This is a genomic window from Mycobacterium sp. FW102-FHT13B02, assembly GCF_058790275.1.
The window spans coordinates 1-18666 of the sequence record NZ_JBYTCM010000036.1; the positions used below are offsets into that span (position 1 = coordinate 1).

The 18666-nt window shown below is 67.4% G+C and carries 19 protein-coding genes and 1 tRNA gene; 19 read left to right on the forward strand and 1 reads right to left on the reverse strand.

The annotated features are described in order from the left end of the window. The first annotated feature begins 267 nt into the window (after nucleotides 1-267). The 12 genes from AC3WTE_RS31160 to AC3WTE_RS31215 all read left to right on the forward strand — a co-directional run bounded on the left by AC3WTE_RS31160 (nucleotide 268) and on the right by AC3WTE_RS31215 (nucleotide 12107). Nucleotides 268-1101 (forward strand): tetratricopeptide repeat protein, encoded by an 834-nt coding sequence (locus AC3WTE_RS31160; protein ID WP_492443388.1) that lies wholly within the window; start codon nucleotides 268-270, stop codon nucleotides 1099-1101. A 1-nt stretch (nucleotide 1102) separates the two neighbouring features. Further along, nucleotides 1103-2122, forward strand: coding sequence for an HAD-IIA family hydrolase (locus tag AC3WTE_RS31165; protein WP_492443390.1), 1020 nt, complete (start codon nucleotides 1103-1105; stop codon nucleotides 2120-2122). An 8-nt stretch (nucleotides 2123-2130) separates the two neighbouring features. Then, nucleotides 2131-2301 carry a hypothetical protein gene (locus tag AC3WTE_RS31170; RefSeq protein WP_492443392.1) on the forward strand — a complete coding sequence of 57 codons (171 nt, stop codon included), beginning with the start codon at nucleotides 2131-2133 and terminating at the stop codon, nucleotides 2299-2301. A 6-nt stretch (nucleotides 2302-2307) separates the two neighbouring features. Then, nucleotides 2308-3117: a TlyA family RNA methyltransferase gene (locus tag AC3WTE_RS31175; RefSeq protein ID WP_492443394.1), complete on the forward strand. Its 810-nt coding sequence runs from the start codon at nucleotides 2308-2310 to the stop codon at nucleotides 3115-3117. After that, complete coding sequence (locus tag AC3WTE_RS31180; RefSeq protein ID WP_492443395.1) at nucleotides 3114-4037, forward strand: NAD kinase; 924 nt, start codon at nucleotides 3114-3116, stop codon at nucleotides 4035-4037. The genes AC3WTE_RS31175 and AC3WTE_RS31180 overlap by 4 nt, the downstream gene beginning before the upstream one ends. Further along, complete coding sequence (gene recN, locus AC3WTE_RS31185) at nucleotides 4037-5794, forward strand: DNA repair protein RecN (protein ID WP_492443432.1); 1758 nt, start codon at nucleotides 4037-4039, stop codon at nucleotides 5792-5794. Before AC3WTE_RS31180 ends, recN begins: the two co-directional genes overlap by 1 nt. Before the next feature lie 275 nt (nucleotides 5795-6069). After that, nucleotides 6070-7254: a putative cytokinetic ring protein SteA gene (steA, locus tag AC3WTE_RS31190; protein ID WP_492443397.1), complete on the forward strand. Its 1185-nt coding sequence runs from the start codon at nucleotides 6070-6072 to the stop codon at nucleotides 7252-7254. A gap of 7 nt (nucleotides 7255-7261) precedes the next feature. Next, nucleotides 7262-8203 (forward strand): copper transporter, encoded by a 942-nt coding sequence (locus tag AC3WTE_RS31195; RefSeq protein ID WP_492443399.1) that lies wholly within the window; start codon nucleotides 7262-7264, stop codon nucleotides 8201-8203. 131 nt (nucleotides 8204-8334) lie between these two features. Continuing rightward, complete coding sequence (gene pyrG, locus AC3WTE_RS31200) at nucleotides 8335-10113, forward strand: CTP synthase (RefSeq protein ID WP_492443401.1); 1779 nt, start codon at nucleotides 8335-8337, stop codon at nucleotides 10111-10113. Next, nucleotides 10106-10720, forward strand: coding sequence for an NUDIX domain-containing protein (locus AC3WTE_RS31205; protein ID WP_492443402.1), 615 nt, complete (start codon nucleotides 10106-10108; stop codon nucleotides 10718-10720). Before pyrG ends, AC3WTE_RS31205 begins: the two co-directional genes overlap by 8 nt. 32 nt (nucleotides 10721-10752) lie before the next feature. Next, complete coding sequence (gene xerD, locus AC3WTE_RS31210; protein WP_492443404.1) at nucleotides 10753-11697, forward strand: site-specific tyrosine recombinase XerD; 945 nt, start codon at nucleotides 10753-10755, stop codon at nucleotides 11695-11697. Between the two features lie 32 nt (nucleotides 11698-11729). Further along, nucleotides 11730-12107 carry a DUF1622 domain-containing protein gene (locus AC3WTE_RS31215; protein WP_492443406.1) on the forward strand — a complete coding sequence of 126 codons (378 nt, stop codon included), beginning with the start codon at nucleotides 11730-11732 and terminating at the stop codon, nucleotides 12105-12107. Between the two features lie 3 nt (nucleotides 12108-12110). On the opposite strand, the gene AC3WTE_RS31220 is transcribed toward AC3WTE_RS31215, so the two are convergent. Next, nucleotides 12111-12845 carry an O-methyltransferase gene (locus AC3WTE_RS31220; protein WP_492443408.1) on the reverse strand — a complete coding sequence of 245 codons (735 nt, stop codon included), beginning with the start codon at nucleotides 12843-12845 and terminating at the stop codon, nucleotides 12111-12113. Between the two features lie 101 nt (nucleotides 12846-12946). On the opposite strand from AC3WTE_RS31220, the gene AC3WTE_RS31225 reads away from it, so the two are divergent. From AC3WTE_RS31225 to AC3WTE_RS31255, 7 genes are all read left to right on the forward strand, one after another. Beyond that, complete coding sequence (locus AC3WTE_RS31225) at nucleotides 12947-13885, forward strand: ParA family protein (RefSeq protein WP_492443410.1); 939 nt, start codon at nucleotides 12947-12949, stop codon at nucleotides 13883-13885. A 14-nt stretch (nucleotides 13886-13899) separates the two neighbouring features. Then, a complete protein-coding gene (locus AC3WTE_RS31230) occupies nucleotides 13900-14754 on the forward strand; it encodes a segregation/condensation protein A (protein WP_492443434.1) in 855 nt (284 codons plus the stop codon). Continuing rightward, the gene (gene scpB, locus AC3WTE_RS31235; protein WP_492443411.1) at nucleotides 14751-15560 is read left to right on the forward strand and encodes an SMC-Scp complex subunit ScpB; all 810 of its coding nucleotides are present in this window, start codon (nucleotides 14751-14753) and stop codon (nucleotides 15558-15560) included. Before AC3WTE_RS31230 ends, scpB begins: the two co-directional genes overlap by 4 nt. Then, on the forward strand, nucleotides 15560-16312 hold the full coding sequence (locus AC3WTE_RS31240) for a pseudouridine synthase (RefSeq protein ID WP_459370376.1): 753 nt from the start codon (nucleotides 15560-15562) through the stop codon (nucleotides 16310-16312). Before scpB ends, AC3WTE_RS31240 begins: the two co-directional genes overlap by 1 nt. Next, nucleotides 16309-16992, forward strand: coding sequence for a (d)CMP kinase (gene cmk, locus AC3WTE_RS31245; protein WP_492443412.1), 684 nt, complete (start codon nucleotides 16309-16311; stop codon nucleotides 16990-16992). The genes AC3WTE_RS31240 and cmk overlap by 4 nt, the downstream gene beginning before the upstream one ends. After that, the gene (gene der / locus AC3WTE_RS31250) at nucleotides 16989-18395 is read left to right on the forward strand and encodes a ribosome biogenesis GTPase Der (protein WP_492443414.1); all 1407 of its coding nucleotides are present in this window, start codon (nucleotides 16989-16991) and stop codon (nucleotides 18393-18395) included. Before cmk ends, der begins: the two co-directional genes overlap by 4 nt. Before the next feature lie 88 nt (nucleotides 18396-18483). After that, nucleotides 18484-18560 (forward strand) — tRNA-Pro (locus AC3WTE_RS31255). Nucleotides 18561-18666: the final 106 nt, after the last annotated feature.

Below are 18666 nucleotides of genomic sequence, written 5' to 3' on the forward strand. Positions count from 1 at the left end.
CGGAAGCTAAGCCTGCCAGCGCCGATGATACTGCCCTGCACGGGCGGAAAAGTAGGACACCGCCGAACACAAATTAGGAATCACCCCCCACATTTATGTGGGGGGTGATTCTATTTGAGGAATTTCTATTTCTCGGCGCGGAAATGACCCTGGGCCGGCTATCGATTGGTTCGGTACCGGTGCCCAGATGGCGCGTTTCGCGAGCAAAGTTCGGCCAGGGGCGGGTCGGGCCGTATTCTGACCTGAGATTTCGTAGGAAAGGTTCCAGTGGTCGACAACAGGCAGGGCGGCGATCGTCGCCCCTCGCGCAGAGACGACGGCGACGCACGACGGGGACAGCGGCCTCAGCGCGACCGCACGCAGGCGCCCAGGCGGCCCGGCTCCGATCGGAACGGTCGGCCGCCTCAGTCCCGCGACGCTGCGACAACGTCGGATCAGTCCTCTGGTCCCAGGCTGCCCGATGACGTCGAGGCCAAGCAGCTGTCGCCCGAGGTGCGTCGTGAGCTGACGACCCTCGACAAGGCGACCGCCGACTACGTGGCCAAGCACCTGGTCATGGCCGGCGATCTGCTCGAGGAGGATCCGGAAGCGGCGCTCGAGCACGCACGTGCGGCACGGCACCGGGCGTCGCGTATCGCTGCGATTCGGGAAGCCGTGGGTATCGCGGCCTATCACTGTGGTGACTGGGCGCAGGCGCTTTCCGAACTGCGTGCTGCGCGGCGGATGGGAAGCAAGTCACCGCTGTTAGCTCTCATCGCCGACTGCGAGCGCGGCATCGGCCGTCCGGAGCGCGCCATCGAACTGGGGCGCAGCCCCGAGGCGGAGCAGCTCACCGGTGACGACGCCGACGAGCTGAAGATCGTTCTGGCCGGTGCACGGTGCGATCTCGGCCAGCCGGCCCAGGCTCTCGCGTTGTTGCAGAACCCGCCGCTGGATTCCACGCGGACGGGCCAGACCGCGGCACGGTTGTTCTATGTCTATGCCGAGACGCTGCTGGCCCTCGACCGCACCAACGACGCACTCCAGTGGTTCCTGCATGCCGCGGCCGCGGATCTGGAAGGCGTCACCGACGCCGAGGACCGCGTCGCCGAATTGGGCTGACGTGACGACGCTGGCTCAGCTGCACGACTGTCTGCTCCTGGATCTCGACGGCACCGTCTTCCGCGGTCATGAGGCCACGGAAGGAGCGGTGGACGCCCTTGCCGCGGTGACGTCGCGCAAGCTCTATGTCACCAACAACGCGTCACGAAGCCCGGCCGAGGTGGCTGATCACCTCGACGCGCTCGGGTTTTCCGCGCTTGCCGACGATGTGGTGACCAGTGCCCAGAGTGCGGCACACCTGTTGGCGCTGCAGCTTCCCGCGGGAGCGAAGGTCCTGGTCATCGGGACCGATGCGCTGGCTGCCGAGGTCGCGGGCGTCGGCCTGCAGCCGGTGCGGCAGTTCGCCGACGGTCCGGTCGCTGTCGTGCAGGGCCATTCGCCGCAGACCGCTTGGGCCGATCTGGCCGAGGCGGCGCTGACCATCCGGGCCGGTGGCCTTTGGGTGGCGGCGAACAGCGACAAGACGCTGCCGTCGGAGCGTGGGCTGCTGCCGGGGAACGGTTCGTTGGTCGCCGCGCTGCAGACCGCCACCGAACAGGTCCCGCAGGTCGCCGGTAAGCCGGAGCCGACGTTGATGAACGACGCCCTGGCACGCGGCCGGTACGAATCGCCGCTGGTTGTCGGGGACAGGCTCGATACCGACATTGCGGGGGCGAATGCCGCCGGTCTACCGAGTCTGATGGTGCTGACCGGGGTGAGCAGCGCAGCCGACATGGTGCATGCGATTCCCGCGGAGCGTCCGGGGTACCTGGCGCCTGATTTGCGCTCGCTGACCACGTCGGCAGACGTACTGCGGGTCGGGCCACACCCCGCGTGGCGGGTCGAGGTGTCCGGCAACGGAGTCACCGTGCACGCCACCGGTGAATCCGTCGGCGACGAGCTGTCGGTGGTCCGGGCGACGGCCGGCGCCCTGTGGGCCGGCACTCCCAACGGGCGGATGCGTATCGCGGCCGGCGACGACACGGCGCGCGCAGCATTGGATCGGTGGTCGCTGCTCGACGACGCTGATCCGCTAGCGTGAACATCGCTATGAGTACCGATCCTGCCCAGATCCGTGAAGACATCGCGGTCCTGCTGTCCCATCTGCCGGATCTGTCCGGCGAAGGTGGCGAGACCCCGGATCTCGAGGCTGTCGCGGCGGGTCTGGACCACGCCCACAATCTGCTGGTCCGGGCCCTGGAATCGGTCGAGAAGGGCTGATCGCACGTGACGCGACGCGCACGTGTTGATGCTGAACTCGTCCGCCGGGGGCTGGCCCGGTCACGTCAACAGGCTGCGGAACTGATCGAGGCCGGCCGCGTGACCATCGACGGCATGCGGGCCTCCAAGGCGTCGACGGCCGTCACTCCCGCGGCCAATCTCCTGGTCGCCGAATCCACCGAACGCAGCTGGGTGTCCCGGGGTGCGCACAAGCTGATCGGGGCCCTCGATGCGTTCGGGGTATCGCCTGAGGGCAGGCGCTGCCTGGATGCCGGCGCTTCCACCGGCGGATTCACCGAGGTACTGCTCGACCGGGGTGCCCGCGAAATCGTCGCGGCCGACGTCGGGTACGGCCAGTTGGCCTGGTCGTTGCGGTCCGACGAACGCATCATCGTCATGGAGCGGACGAACGTCCGGGAGCTGACGGCCGAGGCCATCGGGGGATCGGTCGACCTGGTGGTGGCCGATCTTTCTTTCATCTCACTGGCGACCGTCCTGCCGGCACTGACCGCGTGCGCGTCGGCCCAAGCCGATATCGTTCCCATGGTGAAGCCGCAGTTCGAGGTGGGCAAGGATCGAGTCGGAGCCGGTGGCGTGGTTTCCGACCCCGAACTGCGCGCCGATGCCGTGTTGACGGTGGCGCGGCGCGCCGCGGAACTCGGCTGGCACGCGGTCGACGTCACGGCCAGCCCGCTGCCCGGCCCGTCCGGCAACGTGGAGTACTTCTTGCGCTTGCGGACCACCACTGATCATCCGCTGGAGGGCGAAGCTCTTGTCGCCGCCGTCGGTCGTGCGGTAGCAGAGGGGCCGCAGTGACATGTGAACGGACCGTGCTGCTGGTGATTCACACCGGCCGCGATGAAGCCACCGATACCGCGACCCGGGTGGAAAAGGTACTGGGCGACAACGGAATCGGTCTGCGTGTGCTGGCCGCCGAGGCCGTCGACCGCGGTGCTCTGCACCTGGCGCCGGACCACATGCGGGCACGGGGTGTCGACATCACGGTCGTCGATCCCGACCAGCACGCGGCCGACGGCTGTGAACTGGTCCTGGTGCTCGGCGGCGACGGCACGTTCCTGCGGGCGGCGGAACTGGCCCGCAATGCCGAGATTCCGGTGGTGGGGGTGAACCTCGGCCACATCGGTTTCCTGGCAGAAGCAGAAGCCGAGGCCATTGACCAAGTGCTCGAGCGCATCATCGACCGCGACTACCGGGTCGAAGAACGGATGACGCTCGACATCGGGGTGCGGGTCGACGGTGAGGTCGTGCAGCGCGGTTGGGCGCTCAACGAGGCCAGCCTGGAGAAGAGCAGCCGGTTCGGCGTGCTGAGTGTGGTGCTGGAGGTTGACGGCCGTCCGGTGTCAGCGTTCGGCTGTGACGGTGTGCTGGTGTCGGCGCCTACGGGGTCGACGGCCTATGCCTTCTCCGCGGGCGGCCCGATCCTGTGGCCGGACCTCGAAGCAATCCTGGTGGTACCCAACAATGCTCACGCGCTGTTCGCCCGTCCGATGGTGACCAGCCCCGACGCGTCGATCGCGATCGAGGTCGAAGCGGGCAACAATGACGCCATGGTGTTCTGCGATGGCCGTCGCCAGATGGTGGTCCCGGCCGGCGGCCGGCTGGAGGTCACCCGCTGTGACACGCCGCTGAAATGGGTTCGTCTCGACAGCGCCCCGTTCTCCGACCGTTTGGTGCGCAAATTCCGGTTGCCGGTGAAAGGGTGGCGCGGCCAGTAATGCTGACCGAGATTCGCATCGAGGCGCTGGGCGCCATCAGTGCGGCCACTGCCGAATTCGGCCGCGGCCTGACTGTGCTGACCGGCGAGACCGGTACGGGTAAGACGATGGTGGTCACCAGCCTGCATCTGCTGGGCGGCGCACGTGCCGATCCCAGCCGGGTGCGCTCGGGCTCTGCCCGGGCTGTCGTCGAAGGTCGTTTCACCACAACCGAACTCGGTGACGGCGTGTCCGAACGGGTCGACGAGATTCTGGAAGCTTCCGGTGCCGACCGTGACGACGACGGCAGCGTCATCGCCGCGCGGTCGGTGAGCAAGGACGGGCCGTCACGGGCGTTTCTGGGTGGTCGGAGCGTGCCGGCGAAATCGTTGGCGACGTTCACCACCGAATTGCTGGCCCTGCACGGGCAGAACGACCAGCTGCGGCTGATGCGTCCCGACGAGCAGCGTGGTGCGCTCGACCGCTACGTCGACGTGACGGGGCCGCTGGCGAAGTACCGCAAGTTGCGTGACGAATGGCTCACCGCTCGAAGGGATTTGATCGACCGGCGGCAGCGGGCGCGGGATCTCGCGTTGGAGGCCGACCGGCTGCAGTTCGGGCTGAACGAGATTGACACCGTGGCGCCGGAGGCCGGCGAGGATGACGCGTTGGTGGCCGATATCCGCCGGTTGTCCGAACTCGATGCGCTGCGGGACGCGGCGCAGACGGCCCGTGCCGCGCTGTCGGGTGAGCTCGGCGACGGCCCGTCGGACGACGCCGCATCGGCACTCGACGCCGCGGCGCAGGCCAAGTCGGTGTTGTCGGCGACGGATGACGCGGCGCTGCGCGCCCTCGGTGACCGGCTGAGTGAGGTGCTGGCGGTGCTCGGCGACGTGTCTGGTGAGCTCGGTGACTATCTGTCCGAGTTGCCCAGTGATGCAAGCACTTTGGAATCGAAACTGGCCCGCCAGGCCGAGCTGCGCAACCTCACCCGCAAGTACGCCGCGGATATCGACGGGGTGTTGCAGTGGGCTGCCGACGCCCGGCAGCGGCTGTCGCAGCTGGACGTCTCCGAAGAGGCGCTGGCTGAATTGCAGAAGCAGGTCGACGAACGGCACGACAAGGTCGTGCTCGCCGCCGCCGAGGTCACCAAGGCGCGGACCAAGGCGGCGAAGTCCTTGGCGAAGGCAGTGACCGGCGAACTCGCGGGGCTGGCGATGGGCGGGGCCGGCTTCAGCATCGCGGTGTCGCCGCTCGAGGCACGCACCGATGACAGCGCCCCGCTAACCTTGCCGGACGGCACCGCCGTTCATGCGGGCCATGACGGCGTCGACGCCGTTGAGTTCGGTTTCACGCCGCACAGTGGTTCTGACGTGTTGCCGCTGGCCAAGAGCGCGTCGGGCGGTGAGTTGTCCCGCGTGATGCTGGCGCTCGAAGTGGTGCTGTCCGCTTCTGCCGAGGGCACCACCATGGTGTTCGACGAGGTCGATGCCGGTGTCGGTGGCCGCGCTGCGGTGCAGATCGGCAAGCGGCTGGCGCGCCTGGCTCGCACGCACCAGGTCATCGTCGTGACCCACCTGCCGCAGGTCGCGGCCTACGGTGACGTGCATCTGGTGGTCGAGAGCGGCCCCAAGTCGAGCCGGGTGGTCCGCCTCGAGGATGACGATCGCGTCGCCGAGTTGGCCCGCATGCTGGCCGGACTCGGCGACACCGACAGCGGCCGCGCGCACGCGCGTGAGCTGTTGGCGGCGGCGCAGCAGGAGCATGCCACGCCGTGACTTGTTGTGTGGGGTTGGCGGGCGAGAGCTCGGCCCGGCCCCACCGCAGCGGGCTGACGTTGCGTGCTCTGGTTCTCCAGCACTTCGAAGAACGGCACCCGACGCTGGCCATTCGATGACGACCTGTGACAGCCGCGCCAAGGCGGCTCGGCATTACGCGGCGAAGCGAGATTGAGACCCTTTGGTTGTTACAGATGTGACAAAAGAAAACTTCTGAGGCTGTTGTTACGGCGCGCCTCCACCTCTACTTGAGGGTTCGTCGACAGAATCGACGCATGAAGATGGCAGCGCTGCTCACCCGAAATGCCGGACCCAAGCCGGGCGTGACCGGAACCGCCCGCGTTGACCGTGACATCGACCGCCTGCTGCGCCGCATCGGTCCGGGGGACATCGTCATCCTCGATGCGCTCGACCTCGACCGCATCACCGCCGACGCACTGGTGGAGGCCGAGGTCGCCGCCGTCGTCAACGCGTCGTCGTCCATCTCGGGCCGTTACCCGAATCTGGGGCCGGAAGTGCTTGTCGCCAACGGGGTTACGTTGATCGACGAGACCGGCCCCGAGGTCTTCAAGAAGGTCAAGGACGGCGCCAAGGTGCGGCTGCACAACGGCGGCGTCTACAACGGCGACCGCCGACTGGTCCTCGGCAACGAACGCAACGACGAGCAGATCCACGAAATGATGCACGAGGCCAAGAGCGGGCTCGTCGCGCACCTGGAAGCGTTCGCCGGCAACACCATCGAGTTCATCCGCAGCGAGAGCCCGCTGTTGATCGACGGCATGGGTATCCCGGACATCGACGTCGACGTGGCCCGTCGGCACGTCGTGGTCGTGACCGACGATCCCACCGCCGAGGATGACCTGAAGGCCATCAAGCCATTCATCAAGGAGTACCAGCCGGTGCTCGTCGGTGTCGGCGCCGGGGCGGACACCCTGCGCAAGGCCGGCTACCGGCCTGCGCTGATCGTCGGCGACCCCGAAGATATGAGCGCCGACGTGCTGCGCTCCGGTGCTCAGGTGGTGCTGCCCGCCGACGCCGACGGTCATGCCAAAGGTCTTGAGCGCATCCAGGATCTGGGCGTCGGTGCCATGACCTTCCCGGCCGCCGGCTCGGCCGCGGACCTGGCGCTGTTGCTCGTCGACCACCACGGTGCCGCGCTCATCGTTACCGCCGGTCACCGTGCCAACATCGAAGAGTTCTTCGACCGCACGCGGCAGTCGAGCACCCCGTCGACGTTCCTGACCCGCCTGAAGGTGGGGGAGAAGCTGGTCGATGCGAAAGCCGTTGCGACGCTGTACCGCAGCCGCGTGTCCGGCGGCGCCATCGCGCTGCTGGTGCTGGCGATGCTGGTCGCCGTCATCGTCGCGCTGTACGTCGCGCGCGCCGATGCCGCTGTCCTGCACCTGGTGACCGACTACTGGAACCGCTTCCTGCTGTGGGCGCAGGGGCTGGTGAGCTAGCCGGACGATGATTTCCCTACGCTCGCATGCGATCTCGCTGGCCGCGGTGTTCCTGGCGCTGGCCATTGGGGTGATGCTCGGTTCCGGTCTGTTGTCCAACACGTTGTTGTCCGGACTGCGTGACGACAAACACGAGTTGCAGAACCAGATCAACGGCCTGACCGACGAGAAGAACGCACTGAACCAGAAGCTCAGTGCGGCAGGCGAGTTCGATGCCCAGATGTCACCGCGCATGGTGCGCGACGCGCTGGCGGGGAAGTCGGTCGTGGTGTTCCGCACCCCCGACGCAGCCACTGACGATGTCGATTCGGCCGCGAAACTGATTGCGGCCGCCGGCGGTTCGGTGACCGGCACCATCGCGCTCACTCAACAGTTCGTGGATGCCAACGCCTCGGAAAAGCTGCTGTCGGTGGTGAATTCGCCGATCGTGCCCGCCGGGCGTCAGCTGAACACCCGGACCATCGACCAGGGGTCCCAGGCCGGTGACCTGCTGGGCATCACGCTGCTGCGTGATCGCAACCCGGCGGTGCTGCCTGTGGACGACATGCAGCGCGACACCGTGCTGGCCACACTGCGTGACACCGGCTTCATCACCTACGGCAGTCAGCGCGTCGGGGTCGCCGACACGGCGCTGATCATCACCGGCGGCGCGCTGGGTGACGACGCCGGCAACCGTGGTGCCACAGTGGCTCGACTGGCCTCGGGCCTGGCGCCGCATGGTGCGGGCACGGTGGTGGCGGGCCGTGACGGCTGCGCGTCCGGTACTGCCGCGGTGGCGGTCGTGCGCTCCGACGCCGGACTGTCCGGTGCGGTCGGCACCGTCGATGACATCAACACCCAGGCCGGCCGGATCACCGCCGTCCTGGCTCTGCAGCAACTGATCTCCGGCGGCCATCCGGCGCAGCTCGGCATCGGTCGCGGCGCCAGCTCGGTGACGGTTCTGCAGTAGCCGGTTCGTGGCGACCATCACCGGCGCGTCAGTCCCAGCTCGCGCCGGTCGGTGATAGGGTGAAACTCCGTGGGTCGGCAGGCCCCAGGTAGTTCAACCGCTACCGTGCCCCATCACCACGGAGGTCATTCTTGGCATCGCTACGCAGGCACCCACAGGCCGCGACGAAGCACATTTTTGTCAGCGGCGGGGTCGCTTCCTCGCTCGGTAAGGGTCTGACCGCCAGCAGCCTGGGCCAGTTGCTCACCGCGCGTGGTCTGCACGTGACGATGCAGAAGCTGGATCCGTATTTGAACGTCGACCCGGGCACCATGAACCCGTTCCAGCACGGCGAGGTGTTCGTCACCGAGGACGGTGCCGAGACCGATCTGGACATCGGCCACTACGAGCGCTTCCTGGACCGCAACCTGTCCCGCTCGGCAAACGTCACGACCGGCCAGGTGTACTCGGAGGTCATCGCCAAGGAGCGCCGCGGCGACTACCTCGGCGACACCGTCCAGGTGATCCCGCACATCACCGACGAGATCAAGAGCCGCATCCTCGAGATGGCGCTGCCGGACGCCGAGGGCAAGCGCCCCGACGTCGTCATCACCGAAATCGGTGGCACCGTAGGCGATATCGAGTCGCAGCCGTTCCTCGAAGCCGCTCGCCAGGTCCGGCACGACGTCGGCCGCGAGAACGTCTTCTTCCTGCACGTGTCGCTGGTGCCGTACCTGGCGCCGTCGGGCGAGCTGAAGACCAAGCCCACGCAGCACTCGGTGGCCGCGCTGCGCAGCATCGGTATCACCCCGGACGCGCTGATCCTGCGCTGCGACCGGGACGTGCCGGAGCCGCTGAAGAACAAGATCGCGCTGATGTGTGACGTCGACATCGACGGCGTCATCTCCACGCCGGATGCTCCGTCCATCTACGACATCCCCAAGGTGCTGCACCGCGAGGAGCTCGACGCATACGTGGTGCGCCGGCTGAACCTGCCGTTCCGCGACGTGGACTGGTCCGAGTGGGACGACCTGCTGCGCCGGGTGCACGAGCCCAAGGAAACGGTGCGAATCGCCTTGGTGGGCAAGTACATCGACCTGTCCGACGCCTACCTGTCGGTGGCCGAGGCACTGCGCGCCGGTGGGTTCGCCCACCACTCGAAGGTCGAGATCCGCTGGGTCGCGTCCGACGATTGTGAGACCGACCAAGGTGCGGCCGCCGTGCTCGGTGATGTGCATGGCGTGCTGATCCCGGGTGGCTTCGGCATCCGCGGTATCGAGGGCAAGCTCGGCGCCATCCGGTACGCCCGCCGTCAGCGGCTGCCGCTGCTGGGCCTGTGCCTCGGGTTGCAGTGCATCGTGATCGAGGCCGCCCGGTCGGTGGGTATCACCGGCGCCAACTCCGCGGAGTTCGACGAGCACACGCCGGACCCGGTGATCTCCACCATGGCCGACCAGCGCGACGCGGTGTCCGGCGATGCGGACCTCGGCGGCACCATGCGCCTTGGCGCGTATCCGGCCGTGCTGCAGGCAGATTCGATCGTGGCCAAGGCGTACGACGCCACGGAGGTGTCCGAGCGGCACCGGCACCGCTACGAGGTGAACAACGCCTACCGCGACCGCATCTCGGAGAGCGGGCTGAAGTTCTCCGGCACCTCGCCGGACGGCCAGCTGGTCGAGTTCGTCGAGTACGACGCCAACCTGCACCCGTTCCTGGTCGGCACCCAGGCGCACCCGGAGCTCAAGAGCCGCCCGACGCGTCCGCACCCGCTGTTCGCGGCGTTCATCGGGGCGGCGCTGGACTACAAGGCCGCCGAGCGGTTGCCGCTGGAGGAAATCGATTCCGAGGTGCACGGCGCCGGATCACATGCGGAGGGTTCGGACGACCAGACCGGTCACGATGCCGAGCAGCTGCAAGAATCCCGTGGCTGAACACGATTTCGCCACGCTATCGAGCGAAACCGTTTATGTAGGAAAGATTTTCGCGTTGCGGGCGGACGAAGTCGCGATGCCCGGTGGTGGTTCGGCTCGCCGTGAGGTGGTCGAACACTACGGGGCGGTCGCGGTCGTGGCGCTCGACGAGGACGGGAACCTGGTACTGGTGTACCAGTACCGTCATCCGATCGGGCGGCGGCTGTGGGAGCTGCCCGCCGGACTGCTCGACATGGGCGACGAGGCTCCGCACCTCACCGCGGCGCGTGAACTCGAAGAGGAAACCGGCCTGGCCGCCGCACACTGGCAGCCGCTGATCGACGTCGACTCGACGCCCGGATTCAGCGATGAGAGCGTGCGAATCTTCCTGGCCACCGGGCTGACCGAGATCGGCCGACCCCACGTGCATGACGAAGAGGCCGATCTGCAGATCGCGCGCGTCCCGCTCGCCGACGCGGTGCAGATGGTGTTCGACGGCGTGATCGTCAATGCCCTTGCCGTGGCGGGGATCCTCGCGGCCGCACACCGGCCCGGCGAACTGCGTTCCCTCGACGCGCCGTGGGTCGACCGGCCGACCGCACTGCGCACCCGGCGGGAACAGGACTGATGACGGTGGCCGCTTCGACGTCTTCATCCCCAATGGGGGTCCGGTCGCGGCTCGAGGCGCAGGTTCAGGGCTACCTGAACCACCTCAGCATCGAGCGGGGCGTCGCGGCCAACACGCTGAGCTCCTATCGGCGTGACCTCAAGCGGTACACCGCGCATCTGGCCGGCCGCGGCATCGATGATCTGGGCGCGGTCACCGAGACCGACGTCAGCGAATTTCTGGTCGCGTTGCGACAAGGTGATCCGGAGAACGGCGTCGTCGCGTTGTCGTCGGTGTCGGCCGCCCGGGCCGTCATCGCGGTACGCGGGTTGCACAAGTTCGCCGCCGCCGAAGGCCTCACCGACACCGATGTCGCGCGCAGCGTCAAGCCGCCGACACCGGGCCGTCGGCTGCCCAAGTGCCTCAGCTACGACGATGTGTTGGCCCTGCTCGACGGTGCCGGCGGCGACAGCGACGCCGACAATCCGCTGACGCTGCGCAACCGCGCCCTGCTGGAACTGCTGTATTCGACGGGGGCACGCATCTCCGAGGCCGTGGGCCTCGATCGCGACGACGTCGACACCGAGTCCCGGTCGGTGATGCTGCACGGCAAGGGCGGCAAGCAGCGGCTGGTGCCGATCGGCCGGCCTGCCGTCACGGCGCTGGACGCCTACCTGGTGCGGGGCCGTCCCGATCTCGCGCGCCGTGGCAAGGGCACACCCGCGATCTTCCTGAACGCGCGCGGCGGCCGGTTGTCCCGGCAGAGTGCCTGGCAGGTGCTACAGGACTCCGCCGAACGGGCCGGCATCACGGCGGCGGTGTCCCCCCACACCCTGCGGCACTCGTTCGCCACGCACCTGCTCGAAGGTGGCGCCGACGTGCGCGTCGTGCAGGAATTGCTCGGCCACGCATCGGTCACCACGACGCAGATCTACACCCTGGTGACCGTCAGCGCGCTGCGCGAAGTGTGGGCCGGGGCGCACCCGCGCGCCAGATAACGATGGGGGTCGGCCGGAGCTAGCATCCGGTGATGGCCTTCTACGACATCATCGAGACGACCGGCAAGGTGATCGACGCCGTCGGTGTCGCGGTGATCGTCGGCGGTGCGGTGATCGCCTTGGCCGCGACGGTTGTCAGGGTGCGCGGCACTGAGGGCGAATCGGCGGGCGGCACGTATGACGCATTCCGCCGGCGGCTCGGCCGCTCGATCCTGCTCGGGCTTGAATTTCTGGTCGCGGCCGACATCATCCGGACCGTGGCCGTCACGCCGACCGCGCAGAGTGTCGCGGTGCTGGCCGGCATCGTCGCGATCCGCACCTTCCTGAGCTTCTCTCTGCAGGTCGAGATGACCGGTTCCTGGCCGTGGCAGCGCCCGGCCAAGCCGGTGGACGCCCCTCAACCCAAGTAGTCGTCAGCCCAGGTAGTCGGATTCGAGCACCAGGTCGGGAAGCGTCTTCTGATACTCGACGTGGGTCGGGTGCTCCACGGTGTGCCAGTGCTTGCCGTCCTGGTCCCGCATGTACGCGCGGTAGGCCGGAGCGCCGGGCACCTTGACGTTGTCGGCGACGACGACGGCGCCGCGGCGCAGCCAACCCCGGTCCATGACCGACTTCAGATCGTCGAGGTAGGCGGCCTTGTCGTGGTCGATGAACACGAAATCGAGATTGCCCGGCGCAAACCCGTGCTCCGCGAGCCGGTCGAGCGTGGCGCCGCCGTCGCCGATGGTGCCGACCACGCAGGTGATCCGATCGGCGACGCCCGCATGGGTCCAGATGCGACGGGCGATCTCAGCGTTGTCCGCCGACAGCTCGACGGTGAAGATGTGTGCCTCCGGGGCAGCGCGGGCCATCAAGAGCGCACTGTAGCCGCAGTAGGTGCCCAGTTCGAGGATGCGTTCGGGGTGGGCGCGGATGACCGCGGATTCCAGGAGCAGGCCTTTTTCGTCGCCGACGTTGACGAGCATCGACTGTTCCCGGGCGAAGGTATCGATGGTCGCGAGGACATCGTCGACATCGCCACGACGGGCATTTGCTTCCACATACGCCGCGGCGGCGGCCTCGCGGCCGTCGCCCCACTGTCCTGTGTGCACGAATTTGCGCATCCCGAGTGCCATCCGGACGAACGACCACCGCTGCTTCCAGCTCATACAGTCACATTAGGACAGCGGGTCTGCCATCGGCAGCGGCGTGGCACCGTTAAACTTGCCCGGATGTTCGCTATGGGAGTCACGCCGCTGATCGGCGACGCATGACCGATGTCCCCACAGGCTTGGGGGGCCTGAGCCCGGTGGAGCCGGTTTCGTTGCCGCTTGATGTCGATGGCTCGTCCGCGCCCGCAGATCCGGAACCCGCGATCGGCCTGACCGGACGCCCCGCGCGACACATTCCCGAGCCGAAACCCAAGAGCGTGCACGGCCCGGCCAAGGTCATCGCGATGTGCAACCAGAAGGGCGGCGTCGGCAAGACCACGTCGACCATCAATCTGGGCGCCAGCCTGGCCGAATACGGCCGCCGCGTGCTGCTGGTAGACCTCGATCCGCAGGGCGCGCTGTCCGCGGGTCTCGGCGTCCCGCACTACGAGCTGGAACACACAGTGCACAACCTGCTCATCGAACCGCGGGTGTCGATCGACGACGTGCTGATCAACACCCGGGTCAAGGGCCTGGACCTGGTGCCCAGCAACATCGACCTGTCGGCCGCGGAGATTCAGCTGGTCAACGAGGTCGGCCGCGAGCAGACGCTGTCCCGCGCGCTGTATCCGGTGCTGGACCGCTACGACTACGTGCTCATCGACTGCCAGCCGTCCCTCGGGCTGCTGACAGTCAACGGCCTGGCCTGTGCCGACGGCGTGATCATCCCGACCGAATGCGAGTTCTTCTCGCTGCGCGGCCTCGCGCTGCTCACCGACACCGTCGACAAGGTCCGCGACCGGCTGAACCCCAAACTCGACATCAGCGGCATCCTCATCACCCGCTACGACAACCGCACCGTGAACGCGCGTGAGGTCATGGCCCGGGTTGTGGAGCGCTTCGGCGATTTGGTGTTCGACACCGTCATCAGTCGCACCGTGCGCTTCCCGGAGACCAGCGTCGCCGGTGAACCGATCACCACCTGGGCCCCGAAATCCGGTGGTGCTGAGGCGTACCGGGCGTTGGCGCGTGAGGTCATCGACCGGTTCGGCGCGTGATTTCGGACGTCGACATTCCCACCGAAACGGCCGGGGATGCGGCGCCGGAGAGCCCGGCGGCCGATCAGCCGGACGCCAAGAAATCGGGCTTCCAAGTCCGGCTCAACAACTTCGAGGGTCCGTTCGACCTGCTGCTGCAGCTGATCTTCGCGCACCGGCTGGACGTCACCGAAGTGGCGTTGCACCGGGTCACCGACGAATTCATCGCGTACACCAAGGAGATCGGCAGCCAGCTGGAGCTGGACGAGACGACGGCGTTCCTGGTGGTCGCGGCGACCTTGCTGGACCTGAAGGCCGCGCGGCTGCTGCCCGCCGCCGAGGTCCACGACGAGGAAGACCTGGCGCTGCTCGAAGTCCGCGACCTGCTGTTCGCACGGCTGCTGCAGTACCGCGCGTTCAAGCACGTCGCGTTGATGTTCGCCGAACTCGAGGCCGCGGCGATGCGCAGCTACCCGCGTGCCGTCACCTTGGAGGACCGGTTCACCGAACTGCTGCCCGAGGTGATGCTCGGCGTCGACGCTGACCGGTTCGCCCAGATCGCGGCGGCCGCGTTCGCGCCGCGCCAGGTGCCGTCGCTGCGGGTCGATCACCTGCACGTGCAGGCGGTGTCGGTGCCCGAGCAAGCGATGAAACTCATGAGGCTGCTGGAGAATCGAGGCGTCGGGGAGTGGGCGTCGTTCACCGAGTTGGTCGCGGACTGCGACGGCGGGATGGAGATCGTCGGGCGGTTCCTGGCGCTATTAGAGCTCTACCGTGCCAAGGCGGTAAACTTCGAGCAGATTGAACCGCTTGGAGTGCTGCAAGTTTCGTGGACCGGGGAGCGGCCGACGAACGAGCATCTGGCAGCGGCGGTGGAAGAAGACTCATGACAGACAACGACGCGGTGATAACCGCGGACAGCAGCGTGGGCGAGGACGTCGACCCTGACGCCGGTGTGACCGACGAAGCCGCTGTCACCGAAGGTGACGAGGCCGACAGCGCAGCTGAGGGCGACGACGCCGCTGAAGGTGATGACGGCGACGAGATCGACACCGAGATCACCGATGACGAGTTGGGCTCGGCGCTGGAAGCCTTGCTTCTGGTGGTCGACACCCCGGCTCCGGTCGACTCGCTGGCCAGCGCTCTCGACGAGTCGACCGAGCGGGTCGAGGACAAGCTGCGCCGCATGGCCGCCGAGCTGGCCGAGCGCGGCAGCGGCATCGACCTGCGCGAGGCCGGTGGCGGCTGGCGGATGTACACCCGGGCCCGGTACGCCCCCTATGTCGAGCGGCTGATTCTCGACGGTGCGCGGTCCAAGCTGACCCGCGCCGCGCTGGAGACCCTTGCGGTGGTCGCCTACCGGCAGCCGGTGACCCGCGCGCGGGTGAGCGCGGTGCGTGGCGTCAACGTCGACGCGGTGATCCGGACCCTCGCGGCGCGCGGGCTGATCATCGAGGCCGGCACCGATGCCGACAGTGGCGCAACAACTTTCGCCACGACGGAATTGTTCCTGGAACGGTTGGGGTTGACGTCGCTGGCCGAGCTGCCGGAACTCGCCCCGCTGTTGCCTGATGTCGACGTCATCGACGACATCACTGAAACCCTCTCTGAGGAACCGCGTTTCGCCAAACTCGGCGGAACCCCTGCGCCGGCTGCGGAGCCGGCCAAATTCGACGTAGATCGGGACTTGACATGATGGCCAGTGAAGACGCGACAGAAGGCGTGCGACTGCAGAAGGTGTTGTCGCAGGCGGGAATTGCCTCCCGCCGCGTCGCCGAGCGGATGATCCTGGACGGCCGGGTGGAGGTCGACGGACAGATCGTCGTCGAACTCGGTACCCGTGTGCACCCTGATCGGCAGACGATCCGCGTGGACGGCAGCCGGGTGCTCGTCGACGAGGATCTGGTGTACCTGGCGCTGAACAAGCCAAAAGGCATGCACTCCACCATGTCTGACGATCAGGGCCGGCCGTGCATCGGCGACCTGGTCGAGCATCGGGTACGCGGCAACAAGAAGCTCTTCCACGTCGGCCGCCTCGACGCCGAGACCGAGGGGCTGATCCTGCTGACCAACGACGGCGAGCTGGCGCACCGGCTGATGCACCCGTCGTACGAGGTGTCGAAAACCTACCTGGCGACCGTGGCGGGGACGGTGCCGCGCGGTTTGAGCAAGACGATGCGTGAGGGCGTGGAACTGGACGACGGTCCTGTCCATGTCGATGAATTCGCGGTGGTCGACATGGCCGCCGGCAAGTCTCTGGTGAAGATCGTGCTGCACGAGGGTCGCAATCGCGTCGTGCGACGGCTCATGGCAGAGGTCGGATTCCCGGTGAAGGAACTGGTGCGCACCCACATCGGCACGGTGGCGCTGGGGGACCAGCGGGTCAACAGCCTGCGGGCGCTGACGCGCAAGGAAGTCGGCGAGCTGTACCAGGCGGTGGGCCTGTGAATGCCATCGTCATCGCCATCGACGGGCCATCCGGTACCGGAAAGTCCTCGGTGTCAACGGATTTGGCGCACGCACTCGGTGCCAACCACATCAACACCGGTGCGATGTACCGCATCGTGACGCTGGCGGTGCTGCGGGCGGGCATCGACCCGGCCGACGCCGATGCCGTGGTCTCGGTGTGCGAGCAGACCGAATTCTCGGTCAGCTTCGATCCCGATCACGACCACTCCTTCCTTGCGGGCGAGGACGTTTCGGACGAAATCCGCGGCGAGGCGGTGACCCTCGCAGTGTCCGCCGTGTCGGCGATTCCCGCGGTGCGGGCGTTGCTGGTGCAGCGGCAGCGTGAGCTGATCGGGGCGGCCGGTTCGGTCGTCGTCGAGGGCCGGGATATCGGCACTGTGGTGAAGCCGGACGCCGATCTCAAGGTCTTCTTGACCGCCTCGGCCGAGGAGCGCGCCCGTCGGCGCAACGCGCAGAACGTCGCAAATGGCTTGGCCGACAACTACGAAGCGGTGCTGGCCGATGTCCGGCGCCGAGACCATCTGGATTCCACGCGCGCGGTATCGCCGCTGCAGGCCGCTGATGACGCGGTCGTGGTCGATTCCAGTGATATGACCCAGGCTGGTGTGGTGGCACATCTGCTGGATCTCGTGCAGCAGAAGGTAGGTGTGCGTCAATGAGCGACGACGACGGTGTGTGGTTCGACGAAGGCGACTGGGAGGTCGGCTCGGAGGGATTCGACACCGACCTCGAGGAGTACGCCGGACCGCCGCCGGTGGTGGCTGTCGTCGGGCGGCCCAATGTCGGCAAATCCACTCTGGTGAACCGTATTCTGGGCCGCCGCGAAGCGGTGGTCCAGGACATCCCCGGCGTGACCCGGGATCGCGTGTCGTACGACGCGCAGTGGGTCGGGCGTCGGTTCATGGTGCAGGACACCGGCGGGTGGGAACCCGACGCGAAGGGGCTGCAGATGCTGGTTGCCGAGCAGGCCACTGTCGCCATGCGCACTGCCGACGCGATCATCCTGGTGGTCGACGCGGTGGTCGGGGCGACCGCGGCCGACGAGGCCGCGGCCAAGCGGCTGCAGCGCTCCGGCAAACCGGTGTTCTTGGCGGCCAACAAGGTTGACAACGAGAAGGTGGAGTCCGAGGCGGCGGCGCTGTGGTCGCTGGGTCTCGGACAGCCGTATTCGATCAGCGCGATGCACGGCCGCGGCGTGGCCGACCTGCTCGACGCCGTCCTCGAAGTGCTGCCGACGGTGTCCGAATTGGGCAGCGGGACAGGCGGTCCGCGCCGTGTCGCGTTGGTCGGCAAGCCCAACGTCGGTAAGAGCTCGCTGCTGAACAAGCTGTCCGGCGACGAACGGTCCGTCGTCCACGACGTGGCCGGCACCACGGTGGACCCGGTCGACTCGCTGATCGAACTCGAAGGCAAGACTTGGCGTTTCGTCGACACGGCCGGTCTGCGCCGTAAGGTCGGCCAAGCCAGTGGTCACGAGTTCTACGCCTCGGTGCGTACGCACGGCGCCATTGACGCCGCCGAGGTGGCGATCATGCTCATCGACGCGTCCCAGCCGCTGACCGAGCAGGATCTGCGGGTGCTGTCGATGGTGATCGAGGCCGGGCGCGCGCTCGTCATCGCGTTCAACAAGTGGGACCTGGTCGACGAAGACCGGCGGTACCTGTTGGACAAGGAGATCGAGCGCGAACTGGTGCAGGTGCAGTGGGCACCGCGCGTGAACATCTCCGCGAAAACCGGTCGGGCCGTGCAGAAATTGGTGCCGGCGCTGGAGACCGCGCTCGCGTCGTGGGACGCCCGTATCCCGACCGGACGGCTCAACACCTTCCTCAAGGAGATCGTCGCCGCGACGCCGCCGCCGGTGCGCGGTGGCAAGCAGCCGCGCATCCTGTTCGCCACTCAGGCGGCCTCGCGGCCGCCGACCTTCGTGCTGTTCACCACGGGCTTCCTGGAGGCCGGCTACCGCCGCTTCATCGAACGCCGGCTGCGTGAAGAGTTCGGCTTCGAGGGCAGCCCGATCAAGATCAATGTGCGGGTGCGGGAGAAGCGCGGAGCCAAGCGCTGACCGCTGACGCGCCGCCGGACCCGTTTAGGGTCCGGCGGGAGGTCTGAGGTAGGCTTTCCAACCGTTGCCGGTTCGTCCGGTAGCGCCGCGGGCTGTGGCGCAGCTTGGTAGCGCACTTGACTGGGGGTCAAGTGGTCGCAGGTTCAAATCCTGTCAGCCCGACCAGAACGGCTTTACTTGAGCCAGTGACTGAAAAGACACCGGGCAAGCCAAGTGAGTCCGTTCCGGAAGTTGCATAAGAGGCCCTCGCTAGTCGGGGGCCTCTGTCGTT

Coding starts and splice junctions, on each gene's coding strand:
- AC3WTE_RS31240 (WP_459370376.1), top strand. CDS start 15,560: ATGGCCAGTGAAGACGCGACAGAAGGCGTGCGACTGCAGAAGGTGTTG.
- AC3WTE_RS31215 (WP_492443406.1), top strand. CDS start 11,730: ATGGCCTTCTACGACATCATCGAGACGACCGGCAAGGTGATCGACGCC.
- scpB (WP_492443411.1), top strand. CDS start 14,751: ATGACAGACAACGACGCGGTGATAACCGCGGACAGCAGCGTGGGCGAG.
- AC3WTE_RS31220 (WP_492443408.1), bottom strand. CDS start 12,845: ATGAGCTGGAAGCAGCGGTGGTCGTTCGTCCGGATGGCACTCGGGATG.
- der (WP_492443414.1), top strand. CDS start 16,989: ATGAGCGACGACGACGGTGTGTGGTTCGACGAAGGCGACTGGGAGGTC.
- AC3WTE_RS31195 (WP_492443399.1), top strand. CDS start 7,262: ATGATTTCCCTACGCTCGCATGCGATCTCGCTGGCCGCGGTGTTCCTG.
- AC3WTE_RS31225 (WP_492443410.1), top strand. CDS start 12,947: ATGACCGATGTCCCCACAGGCTTGGGGGGCCTGAGCCCGGTGGAGCCG.
- recN (WP_492443432.1), top strand. CDS start 4,037: ATGCTGACCGAGATTCGCATCGAGGCGCTGGGCGCCATCAGTGCGGCC.
- steA (WP_492443397.1), top strand. CDS start 6,070: ATGAAGATGGCAGCGCTGCTCACCCGAAATGCCGGACCCAAGCCGGGC.
- AC3WTE_RS31170 (WP_492443392.1), top strand. CDS start 2,131: ATGAGTACCGATCCTGCCCAGATCCGTGAAGACATCGCGGTCCTGCTG.
- xerD (WP_492443404.1), top strand. CDS start 10,753: ATGGGGGTCCGGTCGCGGCTCGAGGCGCAGGTTCAGGGCTACCTGAAC.